17 protein-coding genes and 1 pseudogene are annotated in these 14,853 nt (G+C 47.2%); 9 read left to right on the top strand and 9 right to left on the bottom strand.

Going from position 1 to position 14,853, the window contains the following annotated elements; genetic code table 11:
• Positions 1-43: 43 nt before the first annotated feature.
• Genes OQJ86_RS05655 through sctW form a run of 7 tightly spaced genes read right to left on the bottom strand, consistent with a single transcriptional unit; the run spans position 44 to position 4,804 of the window.
• On the bottom strand, positions 44-457 hold the full coding sequence (locus tag OQJ86_RS05655) for an LcrR family type III secretion system chaperone (RefSeq protein ID WP_265987076.1): 414 nt from the start codon (positions 455-457) through the stop codon (positions 44-46).
• A complete protein-coding gene (gene vcrD, locus OQJ86_RS05650; RefSeq protein ID WP_095759917.1) occupies positions 457-2,583 on the bottom strand; it encodes a SctV family type III secretion system export apparatus subunit VcrD in 2,127 nt (708 codons plus the stop codon). Before vcrD ends, OQJ86_RS05655 begins: the two co-directional genes overlap by 1 nt.
• The gene (vscY, locus tag OQJ86_RS05645) at positions 2,567-2,905 is read right to left on the bottom strand and encodes a type III secretion system chaperone VscY (protein WP_038866893.1); all 339 of its coding nucleotides are present in this window, start codon (positions 2,903-2,905) and stop codon (positions 2,567-2,569) included. Before vscY ends, vcrD begins: the two co-directional genes overlap by 17 nt.
• 5 nt (positions 2,906-2,910) lie before the next feature.
• Positions 2,911-3,288 (bottom strand): type III secretion system protein VscX, encoded by a 378-nt coding sequence (gene vscX, locus OQJ86_RS05640; protein ID WP_005426245.1) that lies wholly within the window; start codon positions 3,286-3,288, stop codon positions 2,911-2,913.
• Positions 3,285-3,659 (bottom strand): type III secretion chaperone SycN, encoded by a 375-nt coding sequence (gene sycN / locus OQJ86_RS05635; RefSeq protein ID WP_038875764.1) that lies wholly within the window; start codon positions 3,657-3,659, stop codon positions 3,285-3,287. The genes vscX and sycN overlap by 4 nt, the downstream gene beginning before the upstream one ends.
• On the bottom strand, positions 3,646-3,930 hold the full coding sequence (locus tag OQJ86_RS05630) for a TyeA family type III secretion system gatekeeper subunit (RefSeq protein WP_005426113.1): 285 nt from the start codon (positions 3,928-3,930) through the stop codon (positions 3,646-3,648). Before OQJ86_RS05630 ends, sycN begins: the two co-directional genes overlap by 14 nt.
• A complete protein-coding gene (gene sctW, locus OQJ86_RS05625; RefSeq protein ID WP_038875767.1) occupies positions 3,911-4,804 on the bottom strand; it encodes a type III secretion system gatekeeper subunit SctW in 894 nt (297 codons plus the stop codon). Before sctW ends, OQJ86_RS05630 begins: the two co-directional genes overlap by 20 nt.
• A 186-nt stretch (positions 4,805-4,990) precedes the next feature.
• Between sctW and vscN the strand changes: the two genes are divergently transcribed.
• From vscN to sctU, 8 genes are read left to right on the top strand one after another with little or no spacing between them, the layout of a single operon-like run.
• Positions 4,991-6,313: a SctN family type III secretion system ATPase VscN gene (vscN, locus tag OQJ86_RS05620; RefSeq protein WP_265987066.1), complete on the top strand. Its 1,323-nt coding sequence runs from the start codon at positions 4,991-4,993 to the stop codon at positions 6,311-6,313.
• Positions 6,310-6,771 (top strand): type III secretion system stalk subunit SctO, encoded by a 462-nt coding sequence (gene sctO, locus OQJ86_RS05615; protein ID WP_265987064.1) that lies wholly within the window; start codon positions 6,310-6,312, stop codon positions 6,769-6,771. The genes vscN and sctO overlap by 4 nt, the downstream gene beginning before the upstream one ends.
• Before the next feature lie 9 nt (positions 6,772-6,780).
• A complete protein-coding gene (locus OQJ86_RS05610; RefSeq protein WP_265987062.1) occupies positions 6,781-8,151 on the top strand; it encodes a type III secretion system needle length determinant in 1,371 nt (456 codons plus the stop codon).
• Positions 8,151-9,116 (top strand): type III secretion system cytoplasmic ring protein SctQ, encoded by a 966-nt coding sequence (sctQ, locus tag OQJ86_RS05605; protein WP_265987235.1) that lies wholly within the window; start codon positions 8,151-8,153, stop codon positions 9,114-9,116. The genes OQJ86_RS05610 and sctQ overlap by 1 nt, the downstream gene beginning before the upstream one ends.
• Positions 9,113-9,763, top strand: a complete 651-nt coding sequence (vscR, locus tag OQJ86_RS05600; RefSeq protein WP_265987060.1) for a SctR family type III secretion system export apparatus subunit VscR — start codon at positions 9,113-9,115, stop codon at positions 9,761-9,763. The genes sctQ and vscR overlap by 4 nt, the downstream gene beginning before the upstream one ends.
• A gap of 13 nt (positions 9,764-9,776) precedes the next feature.
• Positions 9,777-10,043 carry a type III secretion system export apparatus subunit SctS gene (gene sctS / locus OQJ86_RS05595; protein WP_265987058.1) on the top strand — a complete coding sequence of 89 codons (267 nt, stop codon included), beginning with the start codon at positions 9,777-9,779 and terminating at the stop codon, positions 10,041-10,043.
• Entirely contained in the window at positions 10,040-10,822 is a 783-nt protein-coding gene (sctT, locus tag OQJ86_RS05590; protein WP_045424042.1) for a type III secretion system export apparatus subunit SctT, read from the top strand. Before sctS ends, sctT begins: the two co-directional genes overlap by 4 nt.
• A gap of 18 nt (positions 10,823-10,840) precedes the next feature.
• Positions 10,841-11,890 carry a type III secretion system export apparatus subunit SctU gene (gene sctU / locus OQJ86_RS05585; protein ID WP_038866876.1) on the top strand — a complete coding sequence of 350 codons (1,050 nt, stop codon included), beginning with the start codon at positions 10,841-10,843 and terminating at the stop codon, positions 11,888-11,890.
• A gap of 148 nt (positions 11,891-12,038) precedes the next feature.
• Here the strand turns inward: sctU and OQJ86_RS05580 are convergent, their stop codons facing one another.
• Both OQJ86_RS05580 and OQJ86_RS05575 read right to left on the bottom strand, forming a co-directional pair.
• A complete protein-coding gene (locus OQJ86_RS05580; RefSeq protein ID WP_265987055.1) occupies positions 12,039-13,517 on the bottom strand; it encodes a CesT family type III secretion system chaperone in 1,479 nt (492 codons plus the stop codon).
• Positions 13,518-13,528: 11 nt separating this feature from the next.
• Entirely contained in the window at positions 13,529-13,987 is a 459-nt protein-coding gene (locus tag OQJ86_RS05575) for a CesT family type III secretion system chaperone (RefSeq protein WP_265987053.1), read from the bottom strand.
• A gap of 467 nt (positions 13,988-14,454) precedes the next feature.
• Here OQJ86_RS05575 and OQJ86_RS05570 point away from each other — a divergent pair.
• A pseudogene (locus tag OQJ86_RS05570) lies at positions 14,455-14,853 on the top strand (IS5-like element ISVa2 family transposase); the annotation flags it as partial.

Raw genomic sequence — 14,853 nt, 5'->3', positions numbered from 1 at the left:
AGCGAAGCATCTCTGGGATGCTGTCAGTAACAGTCGAGAGTTTTTACTTTTTTCTCTTTTTAAGTGGGCGGTAATCACTGAGGCGCAAGAAGTACCAATCTTCTTGTTCATCGTGGCTCGCACCGCAGGCTCGTAAGTAGAATTGTGCTAACCGCTGGCTGCTCATGTTGCTACCTCGCAATACATCAACGTTGCCACGAATAGCCCAGTCGAGCGGGTACAAACGGATGGCATGTTCTGCGAGCATAAATAGCGCGGAGAAAGGGTTGCTTAGACCTTGGTTTGGGCTGATTCTTCGCAGTAATACGATGATGATTTCGCCCTCTTCGACACGGAAGACCAGCTCCATCCCATCACATTCATAACGATGACCAAGTAAGATGGTACTTTTCTGCCAAAAGTAGGGCGTCACTTCGATGCCTGACGCCACTAGAGACTGAGTGAGAGGGCATTCCATCACATACCTACCCTGCCAAGCGGTTGAATATTGATTTGTTGCGTGAGCTCTTGGAACGACAACACAGGCAACTCGTAGTATTCAGATTCAATCAGTTTGCGTACGTAACGGCGCACGTCCATCGACACCACCAGCACAGGTTTATTTGGCATGCGGCTTAAATCACCAATGGTTTGCTTAACGTCGCTGACAAATTGCTGTGTCACAGAAGGGTCCAGCGCCAAGTAACTGCCCGCAGAAGTCTGACGAATGCCGTTACGGATCGTATCCTCCAAACTCTGATCCAACAGATAGGCTGGCAGCATGTTTTGACCGCTGGCGTACTTGTAACAGATATAGCGTTTCAAGCTTGAACGGATATATTCCGTCAGCTGTACCACGTCTTTCTCCTTCTGGCCCCACTCCACCATGGCTTCTAAAATCACTCGTAAATTACGAATAGAAATGTCTTCAGAAACCAAACGCTGCAGGATTTCCGTCATCTTTTGCAGAGGCACAATACGTTGCGCTTCTTTCACCAGTTCGGAATAGCTGCCTTCCATTTGCTCAAGCAGATAGCGGGTCTCTTGAATACCGATGAAGTCTTGCGCGTACTCTTTCAAAACGTGAGACAAGTGATAAGTCAGAATGCGATCGGGGGTCAGAAAGCCCACATGACTGTTTTGCAGTTTTTCGTGATGACTTTGATCGACCCAAATGCTCGTAATGCCCGGCAGAAAGTCGTCGTCTTTTTCGTAAGGTACGCCCAGCAAATCAATCTGTTCATTACCTTCGGTCACCAGCAGTTTTTCGCTTTCAATTCGCCCGCGAGCTACTGGTACTTCTTGCAATTGAATCAAGTACTCGCCGTTACTCATTCCTTCGTTGAAGCGTAAGTGAATACCGGGGAACGGCACACCGAGATCGAGGTAAAGCGCGCGCCTGACTCGTGCAAGCTCATCGTTCAGAGCCACGGCTTCTAAACTCTCTTGTAAACGAGAATCCAAGTCGATGAGCAGCGGTACTGTCATCGCAAACTCTTCTTGCTCACCCAGCTTGCCTTTGCTATTACGAGATGGCGTCGGTTTATTAGGCTTAGCCGCTGGCGAACCAGCACCTTGGGCGACGAAGCTAGGTAAATCAGAACTGTCGGATTCGCGTTGTTTTTTCTGTTGGTAGAACAAGAAGAAGCCACCACCGCCAACAATCGCGGCAAGAATCAGGAAGGTAACCTTCGGAAAGCCCGGAATAAGAGCAAACAAGATAAGCAGAACGCCACCAACTAACAAAGCTCTTGGCTGAGCAGTCACTTGACCACCAATATCTGAGCCTAAGTCAGAAGAGTCCTCGTTTGAAACACGAGTAACGATGATGCCGGCCGTGATAGCGATAAACAGTGCTGGGATCTGCGAAACCAGACCATCACCGACGGTCAGGATTGCGAACAGCTCAAGTGCCTCAGAGGCAGACATGCCCTTTTGAGTAACACCGATGGTGACACCACCGAGAATGTTTACCACGATGATAATCAGGCCCGCGATTGAGTCGCCTTTCACGAACTTCATCGCACCATCCATCGAGCCATACATTTGGCTTTCTTTTTCGATCAATGAACGGCGGTGACGCGCCTCATGAACATCAATAACCCCAGCACGCATATCGCCGTCGATACTCATCTGCTTACCCGGCATCGCATCAAGGGAGAATCGAGCGCTGACTTCCGCAACCCTTTCAGAACCTTTGGTGATCACCATAAATTGAACAATGGTGATGATCAGGAAAACAACAATACCCACCACCAAGTTACCGCCGACCACGAAGTTACCAAAGGTATATACGATCTGGCCTGCATCGCCTTGCAGCAAGATAAGTCGCGTTGTCGTAATAGAAAGCGACAAGCGAAACAAGGTGGTGATCAAAAGCACGGCTGGGAATGCAGAGAATTCCAGCGGTGTCGTGATGTAGATAGCCAACATCAATAAGACGACCGCAATACTCATGTTGGTACCGATCAAAACGTCCACGAGTGCCGTAGGTAAAGGCAAGATCATCATAAAGACGATCGCAAGTAACATCACGGCAAGCATGATGTCTTTACGCTGTCCGACTTTGTTTAGAATATCGATCAACTTATTCATTTGATTCACTATTTAGAGATTGTAGATAACGTCGATGCGCGCGGCGGGCACCGTCAACATCCTGTTGTTTCCAGCGAGCTTGGCTTAGGCAAAACCACAAGCCCGCTTTATTTGAATGTTCGGTTTTCAATAAGCTTTCGCACAACTCGATTGAACGTGTGTATCGACCCGAATTCAGGCATGCCACTGCTAATGTTTGGCGAGCTTCTTGATGCTGAGGTTCGATTTCCAGCAGTGCATCAAGCAAGGTAATCGCTTGTTCCGGCTTTTGATATTGAACTTGGAGTGCAGCGTGGATAAGCAACAGCTCCACGTCTTTCGTTTGCAACATGGGGCTTAAACCTGAATCAGTAGATTCAACGCCATGGTGAGATAACGTTGGTCTAATTGGGTACTTTGCAGTGTTTCCAGTGCCTGATTGAGCGCGTGCGATCCATTTTTCTGCGCCAGTTCCTGAAGCCGCTGCTGAGTGGTATCAAACTGTTGACGGTATTTGTCTGGGCGAAGTAGCTCCGAATGCGTCAACTTTGGCTTCGCAAGTGACATCAAGTACTGCTCAGAGGGGCGAAGCTCGTACAGTTTCTCTAGGTGAGTCGCGATGGCTTGACCATCAGGCAACAGTTGAAAGCGCTGTGGGAAGTCGTTTTCAACTTGTTCAAGTGAAACGTGAGTAAAGCCTTCAATACCAACGTTTAATGTACTAATGCGACTCATGAATCCGCCACATCTTTATGTAAACGAGCCAGTAGAGCGAACGCTTGTTCGATGGTTGGCAAGGTCACTTCATCCCCTTCAATTTGTGCAGAGAAGACCAGTGTCTGTTCATCCAGCAACCCAGTCTTAATGAGGAATGGCCAACCTTGACCTGCATGGCAAAAACTCAACGCCTTTTTAATCGGCTCATTCGACTGGTGCCAAGGCAACGGTTTCGCCAGCATAAGAAACAGGCAGTCCTGATGCTTCTCGATATGCAGAGTGCCGCTTTGCTCGAAGCTCAGTTGAACACGTCCTGCTGACGAGAAGTCCACCGCTTCAAGTCCCATTCCTCGGCAAAAATCATCCACTGACGCATCAATCCAATTCATCGTCCCACATTTCCTCTTCTTCTAAATCAATCGCTTCATCAAGCGCCTTTTGCACAGCTTGTATTAGGTTTTGTCGCTGTTCTTCGTCGTTAAATACATCAATTGGAATATGGCGAATCAGTTTGTGCAGTTCCCTAAAAAAGCTAATTTTTCGCTCCGTGGATGCCAACTCCATGGCGTTCACTAGGTTCCATATCTCGGCACTTCCAACCCAACGCTGTTCAACCAAAGCGATGACATCTGACATCAAATCAGTAACTTGATAAGCCATAGTTTGCCTGCTGAGGTGTGAACATCTGGTAGAGGTTACTGACTTGGTCTTGAAGCGTATTCAACGTCTTAAGTTTTTGCATATCGGACATCAAAAGCTGAAGCTTAACGGAGTCAATATTGCTACCTTGCACGCTCAAGTCTGCGCTCATGCCCTGCAACATAAAATCGACCGCCGTGGAGACCTCTTTTGCACCAAAACGCTCAACCACATCCTTGTATGCTGAGCCTAAACCTTGGTAGCTATGTACCGTGTCGCGATAGAAACCACGCAATTGGTGCAAACTGCTAAAGCCTTGCTCTTGGCTGTATTCATCCGCAAAGCTTGAAACACGAATTTCAGTATCAATCTGAGCCCAAGAGTCCGGGTTCTGCTCAAAGGTCAGAATGGCTTGGTCTATCAGCGCTAATAGGTTCTTACTTTCCGGATTGGCTCCGAGGAACTTTTTCACTGCTTGCAGCGCGAGGTACTGATGGCTCTTCTCTTCAGAGAATCCGTTGAGGTACGCCTGTAACTGAGCAATCGTTGATAAGTTGCCGCTTGCCATTTTGGTAGCAAGGTCTTTGATCTTTTGGTTCTTCTCAAGATCAGGCACTTTTCTTAGGTAATCAGAGACCAGCTCATGCGCTTCATTCACGCGAATGCTGCCGTCTTTCACTTTGCGTTTCGTGAGATCTTTTTCTGCTTTTTCTGAACCTAACGCCGTCAGCTCTTCCATCGCATCAAACAACGACTGAGTTGCATTGTGTACGCGGACAGTTTCACCTCGATAATTACCATTGACTGAGGCTCCCGTGCGGGAAGACTCAAGGTTACTTCGGATTGACGCGTCAAATTTGTTGCTCGTTAAAATTTGGCTATTGATAGTGCTCATTGATTTGCACTCCTTCCTACAATATGGACGAATTATAGGAATTGCATTTTTAATCGGCTGTCAAAATCAGACGTGTTTTTTTAGGGCGTTTTAAGTTTTCTAAAAACTCCCGACCAATAGTCACTATAAATACGGCGCCATCCTTTCTATTCTCCCAGCATCAGTTATTGCGCATGTTTTCTTAAATTGAACGACTTCTCATACATAACCGAAACTCAACAATCGGCCATCAAGCAAACGCGTTTGATCCAAATCCGTGGTCGCGTGACTCAGGTTACTGGCACCATTATCAAAGCCGTTGTGCCTGGTGTTCGTGTCGGCGAGCTTTGTGAGCTACGTAACCCCGATCAAACCTTGTCGCTGCTTGCGGAAGTGGTGGGTTTTCAGCAACACCATGCGTTGCTTACCCCACTTGGCAACATGTTTGGTATTTCCTCCAATACCGAAGTGAGCCCGCTTGGAAAAATGCACGAAGTCGGCGTTGGCGATCATCTGTTAGGGAAAATACTCGATGGCCTGGGCCGGCCATTCGATGGTTCTCAAAGCACTGAACCGAGCGCTTGGTATCCGGTTTATCGTGATGCGCCGCCACCAATGCAGAGAAAGCTGATTGAAAAGCCGATTTCTATGGGCGTGCGTTCCATCGACGGATTGCTCACCTGTGGTGAAGGACAAAGGATGGGCATTTTTGCTGCGGCTGGCGGAGGTAAAAGTACCCTACTCGCCAAGCTCATTCGCTCTGCCGATGTCGATGTAACCGTGCTTGCCCTCATCGGTGAAAGGGGCCGTGAAGTAAGAGAATTTATAGAGCACGACCTTGGTGAAGAAGGCATGGCAAGGTCTGTATTGGTTGTCGCAACCTCAGACCGACCAGCAATGGAACGAGCCAAAGCGGCGTTCGTTGCAACCTCTATCGCGGAGTACTTCCGCGACCAAGGTAAGCGTGTCCTACTGCTGATGGATTCGGTGACGCGTTTTGCCCGAGCTCAGCGTGAAATAGGCTTGGCAGCTGGCGAGCCACCAACACGACGAGGCTATCCGCCTTCTGTTTTTGCTGCACTACCAAAACTGATGGAACGTGCAGGTCAATCAGACAAAGGCTCCATCACCGCGCTGTATACCGTGCTTGTGGAAGGTGACGATATGACAGAACCGGTTGCCGATGAGACGCGTTCGATACTCGATGGTCACATCATTCTCTCTCGCAAACTGGCGGCGATGAACCACTATCCAGCCATTGATGTGCTTCGTTCAGCCAGCCGTGTGATGAACCAAATCGTCGATAAAACTCATCAAGCGTCCGCGGCTCACATGCGTGAAATGCTGGCCAAATATGAAGAAGTCGAACTGCTGATAAAAATTGGTGAGTACCAACACGGCGCCGACAGTCGCGCGGATATGGCCATCGCACAGGGAGATGATATCCGAGCGTTCTTACGCCAAGGCACGTACGAGCCAAGTGAACTCGAAGAGACCGTCACACAGCTGCGTGGGCTTGCAGGCTTATGATCAAGCAATTGCTAGAGATAAAAAAAATTCGTGCCGACCGTGCCGATCGCGCGGTTCAGCAACAAGAGTATCGAGTCAATAACGCACGAGCCTCACTCCGAAAGGCGGAACAATCTGTCGTTGATTATCGTCAATGGCGCGAAGAGGAAGAAGAACGGCGCTTTGCAAAAGCCAAACAGAAAACCGTCGTTCTAAAAGAACTTGAAATATTGCGGCAAGAAATCGCGCTGTTAAGGGAAAGAGAAGCCGATTTAAAACAACGAGCTGCAGAAGAAAAAAAGGCATTGGAACAAGAGAACCAGCGACTCAAGGAAAGAAAGCAAGAAGCTCTGGCCGCCCATAAAACCAAAGAAAAATTCATTCAATTAAACGAACAAGAAATCGCTGAGCAAGCACGCCAAGTGCAGTATCAAGAAGAGCTCGAACAAGAAGAGTTCCGCAGCGTAGTTGTTTCATAGAAGGTAAAGATGCGAGTCAAAAACGATCATCCAAACACAACTGAACGTCCGCAACAGGTTCAACAGAGGCCAGTCAACCAAATCTCAGAAGAGCTCGAATCTCGCTTTAATAATGCACTTAAGCCAACGCAAGCAGAGAGCGAACATGAGTCAGAGACCTCTCGCTTATTCGATGCTGTATTGAACGCAGATAAACTCGATAGCATGAAGCAAAAAGGCAAGGTCAGCAGTGCTATTCCTGAGGCGGGGAAAGAGCAGATCGAGGGTGGCCAAGAGTCCCCTGAAAACTTGAAAGATCAACCTACTAATGAGAAGTCAGACGCTGGTTTGCACCCAGAAAAGCCAAGTCACGATCTCTCAGAAAGAGAAACCGTGCAGGTAATGGACAACAAAGATAAAAACGAAGAGAGCCATAGCGAGGCTTCAGAGCGCCCTGCGAAAGAGCCACATTCAGATACTGGCAAACCCGTAAAACCACACTCTCTAATCGAGCAGTCGGTAGGAAGTAAGGAAGCGGATAAATCACAGCTGTTGACTTCTAACTCTGCGGCAGAAAAAGACTCGAACAATAAGCAAGTCAGCTCGGTAAGTACGGCACCATTAGATAATGGTTCGTCTCGTGATCCTAAAATACCGATGACCAGCTTGCCTAACGCTCTAAAGGATCAGGTATTACCGATTCAGACTGACCAAGCTAATCTGCGTAACAAAACCAATCTACGGAACAAAACTGAGCCATCAACCGTGCAGAGTGTGCTGCAAGGTCAACTACATAAATTGGATGCAGCGGCTCACAAACTCGACCCAACCACAAAAGACGCTGCTGCTATTGTGGACTCGAAAATTGTCGACTCGAAAGCCGCATTGTCCGCACTTGAAGAGAAGGTTAAAGCAGTGAAGCACATCGAACAGCGTCATCTAAGTTCAGAGTCGGACGCTAAGCTTCACCCGACGGGCAACCTAAGCCAATCGACAGCGCAAGGCGACATCATCCTTAAAAACGTAGAGACACACGCCCCTCAGAGCAGAACTCAAGACGTAAATGAATTGATTAATAAGTTAGTCGACAAGATCTACGTGTCTCTTCCTTCAGCAAACGAAAAAGAAGTTCGTCTGCTTCTTAATGAAGGTCAATTAAAAGGCGGCGAGATCTCCATCAAGCAGGACAGTTCTGGCTACAGCGTGCTGATTAAGCAAGAGCACGCTCTTTCGCTGATCAACCAAACGGCTAAACAAGAGTTGACCGAGCGTCTGCAACGTTTAGGCATCGACCAACCGATTCGAATTGCAGTCAGCGAACAGATGAACCAACAACAAGACCAACAACGCTCACGACAACAACGCAGCATTTACGATGAATGGAAGCCTGAGGACGAATGATGATATTAGATTTCCCAAAGGTCGAACCTTCAAGCATCGCGCTGAGCAATCAACTGTGCGCAAAACAGTGCCACTTTCAAGATAGTCAGAGCAATAGCTTATCGGTCACGCTTGGCCAAAAACCGGAGTTTTCTGGCTATCGTTTAACGCTACTCATTGGTGGGCAAACCATTCAAATCGATTTCAGCGGTGCGCAACTACAGCAATGGTTACATAGCATTCTTGACTCGACGGCATTTGAATCACTGCCAAACTCATTGCAATTGGCGCTGCTCAGTAGCCAAATTGAGCCCTACACCGACGTGATTAAGCGCTTATTTGGACAACTTCCGGTATTGAGCAAGTTGCAAGTTCATGAGCAGCCTACACCAGAAGAAAACGTGTTGATGCTCACCATCAATCGCGATGATGTCTCTCTTAGCCTGTGGGTCAATGAGGGTCGAGATGTGTTGATTGACACTCTGCCACAAGCGCCCTCTTACCTGAGCCAAAACATCGCACTGCCCTTCTGGTTGAGCTTTGGCAAAACGCGTTTGGCGCTCAGTCAATTTGAGCAACTGGCACTGGGCGATGTGGTGTTTTTCGATGATTGCTACATCTCGCAACACCAAGTGCTGCTTCAGGTCTCCAATCAGAACCTTTGGCGATGCCAACTCGACAATACGACACTCCATATCCAAAAAAAAGAAACCAATATGAACGATATCAACAGCTCTGAAGCACTTACCGACCACCAGCAATTGCCAATTGAACTGACTTTCGATGTTGGTCAGCAAACCATTACTTTAGAACAACTTAACGCACTGCAACCAGGGTTTACCTTTGAGCTTAACCAACCAATTTCTAACCCAGTCACCATGCGAGCAAACGGAAAAATCATTGGGGAATGCGAGCTTGTGAACATCAATGAACGCTTGGGTGTGCGCGTGCTCGAACTGTTTGGCGGCAGTCAGGAGCCAGCATGATCCAGTTACCTGATGAACTGAACCTCATCGTCACACTTGCCCTTCTTGCTTTGGTGCCTTTCATTGCAATGATGGCGACCTCCTTCGTTAAACTGGCCGTGGTTTTCTCTCTGCTAAGAAATGCACTAGGTGTACAACAGATTCCACCCAATATGGCCTTGTACGGATTGGCGATCATTCTGTCGATCTTCATCATGGCGCCAGTAGGGTTTGAAACCTATGACTACGTGACCCAGCACGAAATCTCACTTGAAGATTCAGAGAGCATCGAAGGTTTAATCGAAAGTGGATTGCAGCCGTATCGTGAGTTTTTAAAAAAGCACATCCGTGAAACTGAATCGGTCTTTTTTGCCGATGCAGCAAGAACCTTGTGGCCACAAAAGTACGTCGACCGTTTAGAGTCAGACAGCTTATTGTTGTTGCTCCCCGCTTTTACCGTGAGTGAGCTCACTAGAGCGTTTGAGGTTGGCTTCTTGTTGTACCTGCCATTCATCGCTATCGATCTGATCGTATCCAACATCTTGCTGGCAATGGGCATGATGATGGTCTCGCCAATGACCATCTCACTGCCATTCAAGTTGTTGCTCTTTGTGTTGCTAGACGGTTGGACCAAGTTGACCCATGGCCTAGTGCTCAGTTACGGATAATGAGGAGAGAAGCATGAATCCGGCTGAAATCATCCACTTCACCACTCAGGCTCTAACGCTTGTTCTGTTCTTGTCGCTGCCACCGATTTTGGTTGCGGCACTTGTCGGTACCTTGGTCTCTCTCGTCCAAGCTCTAACACAAGTACAAGAACAGACGTTAAGCTTTGTCGTCAAACTGATCGCCGTCATCATTACCCTATTTGTTACCACACAATGGCTGGGCGCCGAGCTGCATTCATTTGCCACGTTGACCTTGGATAAAATTCCGCAAATACGATGAGTTACGATGATTTGCACCAAGCCCTGTTCCTATACAGCTTGACGCTCCCTAGGTTAATGGCTTGCTTTATATTTTTGCCGATCTTAAACAAGCAAATGCTGGGTGGCACCTTGGTAAGAAATGGTGTTTTGTGCTCGCTTGCACTGTTTATCTTCCCAATGATCAACCAACAAGACCTGCCCGCAGAAACGGATGGGATTTGGTTGATGGTCATCTTAGGCAAAGAGGTGTTATTGGGTATGCTGATTGGCTTTGTTGCAGCAATCCCTTTTTGGGCTATTGAGGCCGCAGGCTTTTTGGTGGATAACCAACGTGGTGCTGCGATGGCAAGTATGTTTAACCCTACTCTCGGCTCTCAGTCAACGCCAACGGCCGTGCTATTGACTCAAACTCTGATCACCTTGTTCTTCTCCGGTGGTGGCTTTGTCGCTTTTATTTATGCGCTGTTTAACAGCTATGCGTCGTGGCCTGTGATTAGCTTTTTCCCAACCGTCACTGAGGAATGGGTGCACTTTTTCTACGCTCAGTTCGAGCAACTTATGTGGCTTGGCGTTTTGATGTCTGCGCCTTTGGTTTTAGCCATGTTCCTTGCCGAGTTTGGACTCGCGCTGATTAGCCGATTCGCCCCACAGCTGAACGTTTTCTCTTTAGCCATGCCGATCAAAAGTGCCATTGCCAGCGTGCTATTGATTGTTTATTTGGCATTGATGATGGACCACTTTCAAGCCCTTTTCTCTGAAATCGTACTTTTCAGAGAACAGCTCAATACCATTTGGTAATAACAGACAGGAAGAGCAATGAGCGGAGAAAAAACAGAACTCCCCACCCCGAAAAAACTTCGGGATGCCCGGCAAAAAGGGCAAGTCGCCAAAAGTCAGGAAGTCGTCTCATCGGCGTTAATCCTAGCCCTAATTGCCGTCTTATTTGCCTTTGCTGACTACTATATGTCGCACATCTCTGCCCTACTTTTGTTACCGAGTGAGTTGGCTTATCAAGGGTTTCAGGATGCGTTGCTTGACGTAGCCATCGCTATTGCCAAAGAAATGGTCTACCTACTGGCACCGATCCTGATCGTGGCGGCATTGATTGCCATCATGTCGAACATGGGGCAATTCGGCTTGCTATTTAGTGGTGAATCCGTCAAACCAGATATCAAAAAAATCAACCCCGTCGAAGGGGCGAAACGAATTTTCTCGCTAAAGAGCATCATTGAGTTTATTAAGTCAATTCTTAAAGTCTCGCTCCTTTCCTGCATCATTTGGGTAACACTGAAAGGTAACTTAAACACGCTACTGCAAATCCCGACATGCGGATTAGAGTGTGTACCGACCATCACCGGCGTATTGGTGAAACAACTCATGATCATCTCTTCCGTCGGCTTTATTGTGATTGCAGCTGCCGATTACGCTTACCAAAAGTTCGACCACACCAAGCAACTAAAGATGACTAAAGACGAAGTTAAACGCGAATATAAAGAGATGGAGGGCAGCCCGGAAATCAAGAGTAAGCGTCGTCAGTTACACCAAGAGCTGCAAGCTTCGAACCAAAGAGATAACGTTAAACGTTCGAATGTGTTGGTCACGAACCCAACCCACATCGCTATTGGTTTGTACTACAAAAAGGGCGAAACACCGCTGCCTGTGATAACCCTTAAAGAAACCGATGCGATGGCGAAACGTATGATCGCGATAGCCCACGAAGAAGGCATCCCTGTGATGCAAAAAGTGCCGCTCGCACGTGCCCTTTATGCCGATGGTCAGTTAAACCAATACATTCCTGGCGATCTTATTGAAGCCACCGCCGAGATCCTGCGTTGGGTTGCGTCTCTTGAGCAGTCAGAGGAATAACGGGAAACGGATTTATTTTGTCTTTATAGGAACAGACATTGGCACTGTTTTTTAAGGAATTTAACTGAACACAAAGGGAGCTTACGCTCCCTTTTGCTTTCCTTCTTAACTATGATTTAGCCGCGAGCTTTCTTTTAAACTCAACGGATTAAACCCAGCCTTCTGCTAAGTACATCAATCTTAACTGGCTTGGTGAGCCTAGCTTCTCTAACGCTGATAATTGCCCTTCACTCAGGTTCGGGCTTTTATCCAAGTACACTCGTCCGTTTTCTGCATCGAGAGGCAGTTTGTAGGTCAAGGTCTTATTGATGTCCTGTGCCTTACCTTGATCAATGGCTCGGACGGCTGGCATCAACCAGTCCCAATCTTCACTAAGCAGTTTCTTAAACGCACCATTCGCCACGGATTCAGTTTGACTTGGAGCATCTTCCACACTCAGTTTAAGCATAGGATCGACATCTGGCACCAAGTGTTCACTGGCTTCAGAGCCCAGCATCTTCTTGAGCGTTAAGCGCGCTGTTTCCATTTCCTGTGCTTCTTTCGGCGCTTGAGGAGACGTCATCGACTTGTCCTCTTTTGGGCCTAAATACGCCATCAAAGCACGTACTGACGCGGAATCTTGCATACTAAAGGTAAAGTCTCCTTTGCTGTTAGACACTTCGATACGTGGTAGCACACCAGACATGGGATCTTGACGAAACACCTCTTGAGCTTCGTTATTCAAACCATACGAGCCCGCTTGACCTGCCACAAAACCAGAACCACTGATTAAGCCTGATGCCGCAGCACTGCCCAATGCTTCTTTTGCAACAGGAAGCACACCCGCCGTCCCAACAGAGTTGACTCCAAAAGCACCAAGGCTGCCTGTAGCCATCCCTAATGTTGCTGTAACAGCACCTTCAGTCGACAAGGTGGCGTGTCCGTGTGCTAAGGCTTGTTGCATCGGCAAAGCAAGTCTCTGATCACGACCGGGCAGTTGCGCAATTTGATCCAATTGATGATGGTAAGCCTCTGCATCGCCATTTACCGCTGCTTTGTGCAACTCACGACCTGTCGCCACCAGCAATCCAACGCCCGGCAAGACAAGGTTAATCGCCGCATTCACACCAGTGCCTTTGAGCTTATCTTTTGCCATCTCAAGCAACTCTGCCCCAAAGCCGTCCATTTTTCCTGGATATTGATTTTCGATGCTCACCTGTAAGCGAGGATCGTGACTGATCGAATCAAACGTACCTTTGAGGTTTTCATAAGCGCTACCGTCAATCTTAACCTCTTCCAACAAGTTCACTACTTCAAGGATCTTTCGTTCCGTTAGTGGTTCACCACGGTACCCTGATGGGCTGACAAGAGAGAAGGCTAACAATGCCGTCTCTGGCTTTTCTTGTTTTAATAACGCCTGCTTTAAATCAAGATGAGTCTTAATATTTTCTTGAAAGTACTTTGGGTATTTTGAGCGCAGCAAATGTTCACTCACTGCTGCAAATTTTTGCCCTTTATGGAAAGTCGACGGCTCTTTTACCTTGCCACGCTTGCTGATCACTCGGTCATCTTTTTGCGCCGCAACAGAACGAAATTGGTCTAAGTTAGGAACCGGGCTTTGGCTGATTTTATTCGTTGGATTTACCATGGATGAACTCCTTAGACTCGAAGGGTCTGTACGTGAGATAGCTGTGTGTTGGGTAATGGAGTGATATCTTGGTCTAGCATCACAAATCGGGCTTGCCAGAGCTGAGCTTGCTCATTGAGCGCATGGAACCAAGTTGACAAACTCGCGGCATCTAAGTGCTCTATTGGCTTCCTGCCCGCGAGAACAAGCTGCCTGCCATTTGGTGTCAGTGACAGGGTTAGGCCCCCTTCTGCAATGGCGAAGTAATTGGCATGAGCTATGAGCTCAAGACCTTTCACCCTTAGTTCACCATTTTTTTTGAGTCCACCAAAAGCCACGGAAAGAATAAGATCATGATTATCTGTTGCGCTAAAGTAAATAACGTAACGGTCATCAACTAATAACTGACAGCGACCCCCTTCAGAAAAGTTAAGTGGCGGTAGCTCATTTATCTCACAAAACTCATTTAATAGAACTTGTATTGTATTCATTGCAACTCCTCTATTTACTCTCTCTAGTAAAACGTAAATAGAAAGTTTGCGATGTCGAAATTAGCTTTTATTTTGTTGTTTTCCATTACCTCTCGTGAACTACTGCACAAAATAATAGAAATAAACACTTAAATAAAACCTAGCGGAATGAATATAAAAATTCGTTTTAAACAAGCTATTTAAAGATAAGAATCCGCCAATAAGTTTAATTGATTAATCCAAGGATAAAACATCAAAACTATTAATGAAAAAACTTATTACTTCGGTTTCACACTTCAACGTTAATATATAACTCACAACGAAAAAGAGCGACTTTCGTCGCTCTAAATATGGTCTGGATATTTACTTAATCCCGTGGAGGCTAAGCTCTGCGCTTAAAGCGAGAGGCGGCTTTGTTGCTTAAATCGATGGAACTAAATCTAGAAGCTACGATCTGATCGGCTACACCCATCAATCGTCGTAGCCTCATGCCTAAACCTCGTTACAAAACAACTAACTGGAAACAGTACAACAAAGCCTTAATCAACCGTGGTTCTCTGACCTTTTGGATTGATGAGGAAACGATAGCTGAGTGGAAACAAAACAAACAAGGCAAGCGTGGTAGACCTCGCCGATTCAGCGACTTAGCCATTACTACCGCACTGATGGTGAAACGCATTTTCTCTATGCCATTGAGAGCGCTACAAGGTTTTCTAGACTCTGTATTTAAGCTGGCTAACATCCCGCTTGTTTGCCCACACTACACCTGTATAAGCCGCCGAGCTAAGGAAGTTGAGGTTTCATTTAAAACCAAAACCAGAGGAGCAATACAACACCTGGCAATTGATGCCACTGGCCTCAAGGTTTATGGCGAGGGTGAATGGAAG

This window comes from Vibrio sp. Sgm 5 (assembly GCF_026241575.1).
GTDB lineage: Bacteria > Pseudomonadota > Gammaproteobacteria > Enterobacterales > Vibrionaceae > Vibrio > Vibrio jasicida.
Note: the sequence above shows the minus strand (reverse complement) of the source record. Positions and strands in the feature narration are given on the sequence as shown.

Coding starts and splice junctions, on each gene's coding strand:
- OQJ86_RS05655 (WP_265987076.1), bottom strand. CDS start 457: ATGGAATGCCCTCTCACTCAGTCTCTAGTGGCGTCAGGCATCGAAGTG.
- vscY (WP_038866893.1), bottom strand. CDS start 2,905: ATGTTGCAAACGAAAGACGTGGAGCTGTTGCTTATCCACGCTGCACTC.
- vscR (WP_265987060.1), top strand. CDS start 9,113: ATGATCCAGTTACCTGATGAACTGAACCTCATCGTCACACTTGCCCTT.
- sctW (WP_038875767.1), bottom strand. CDS start 4,804: ATGAGCACTATCAATAGCCAAATTTTAACGAGCAACAAATTTGACGCG.
- OQJ86_RS05630 (WP_005426113.1), bottom strand. CDS start 3,930: ATGGCTTATCAAGTTACTGATTTGATGTCAGATGTCATCGCTTTGGTT.
- sctT (WP_045424042.1), top strand. CDS start 10,040: ATGAGTTACGATGATTTGCACCAAGCCCTGTTCCTATACAGCTTGACG.
- sctQ (WP_265987235.1), top strand. CDS start 8,151: ATGATATTAGATTTCCCAAAGGTCGAACCTTCAAGCATCGCGCTGAGC.
- sycN (WP_038875764.1), bottom strand. CDS start 3,659: ATGAATTGGATTGATGCGTCAGTGGATGATTTTTGCCGAGGAATGGGA.
- OQJ86_RS05580 (WP_265987055.1), bottom strand. CDS start 13,517: ATGGTAAATCCAACGAATAAAATCAGCCAAAGCCCGGTTCCTAACTTA.
- vscX (WP_005426245.1), bottom strand. CDS start 3,288: ATGAGTCGCATTAGTACATTAAACGTTGGTATTGAAGGCTTTACTCAC.
- OQJ86_RS05610 (WP_265987062.1), top strand. CDS start 6,781: ATGCGAGTCAAAAACGATCATCCAAACACAACTGAACGTCCGCAACAG.
- sctO (WP_265987064.1), top strand. CDS start 6,310: ATGATCAAGCAATTGCTAGAGATAAAAAAAATTCGTGCCGACCGTGCC.
- sctS (WP_265987058.1), top strand. CDS start 9,777: ATGAATCCGGCTGAAATCATCCACTTCACCACTCAGGCTCTAACGCTT.
- sctU (WP_038866876.1), top strand. CDS start 10,841: ATGAGCGGAGAAAAAACAGAACTCCCCACCCCGAAAAAACTTCGGGAT.
- OQJ86_RS05575 (WP_265987053.1), bottom strand. CDS start 13,987: ATGAATACAATACAAGTTCTATTAAATGAGTTTTGTGAGATAAATGAG.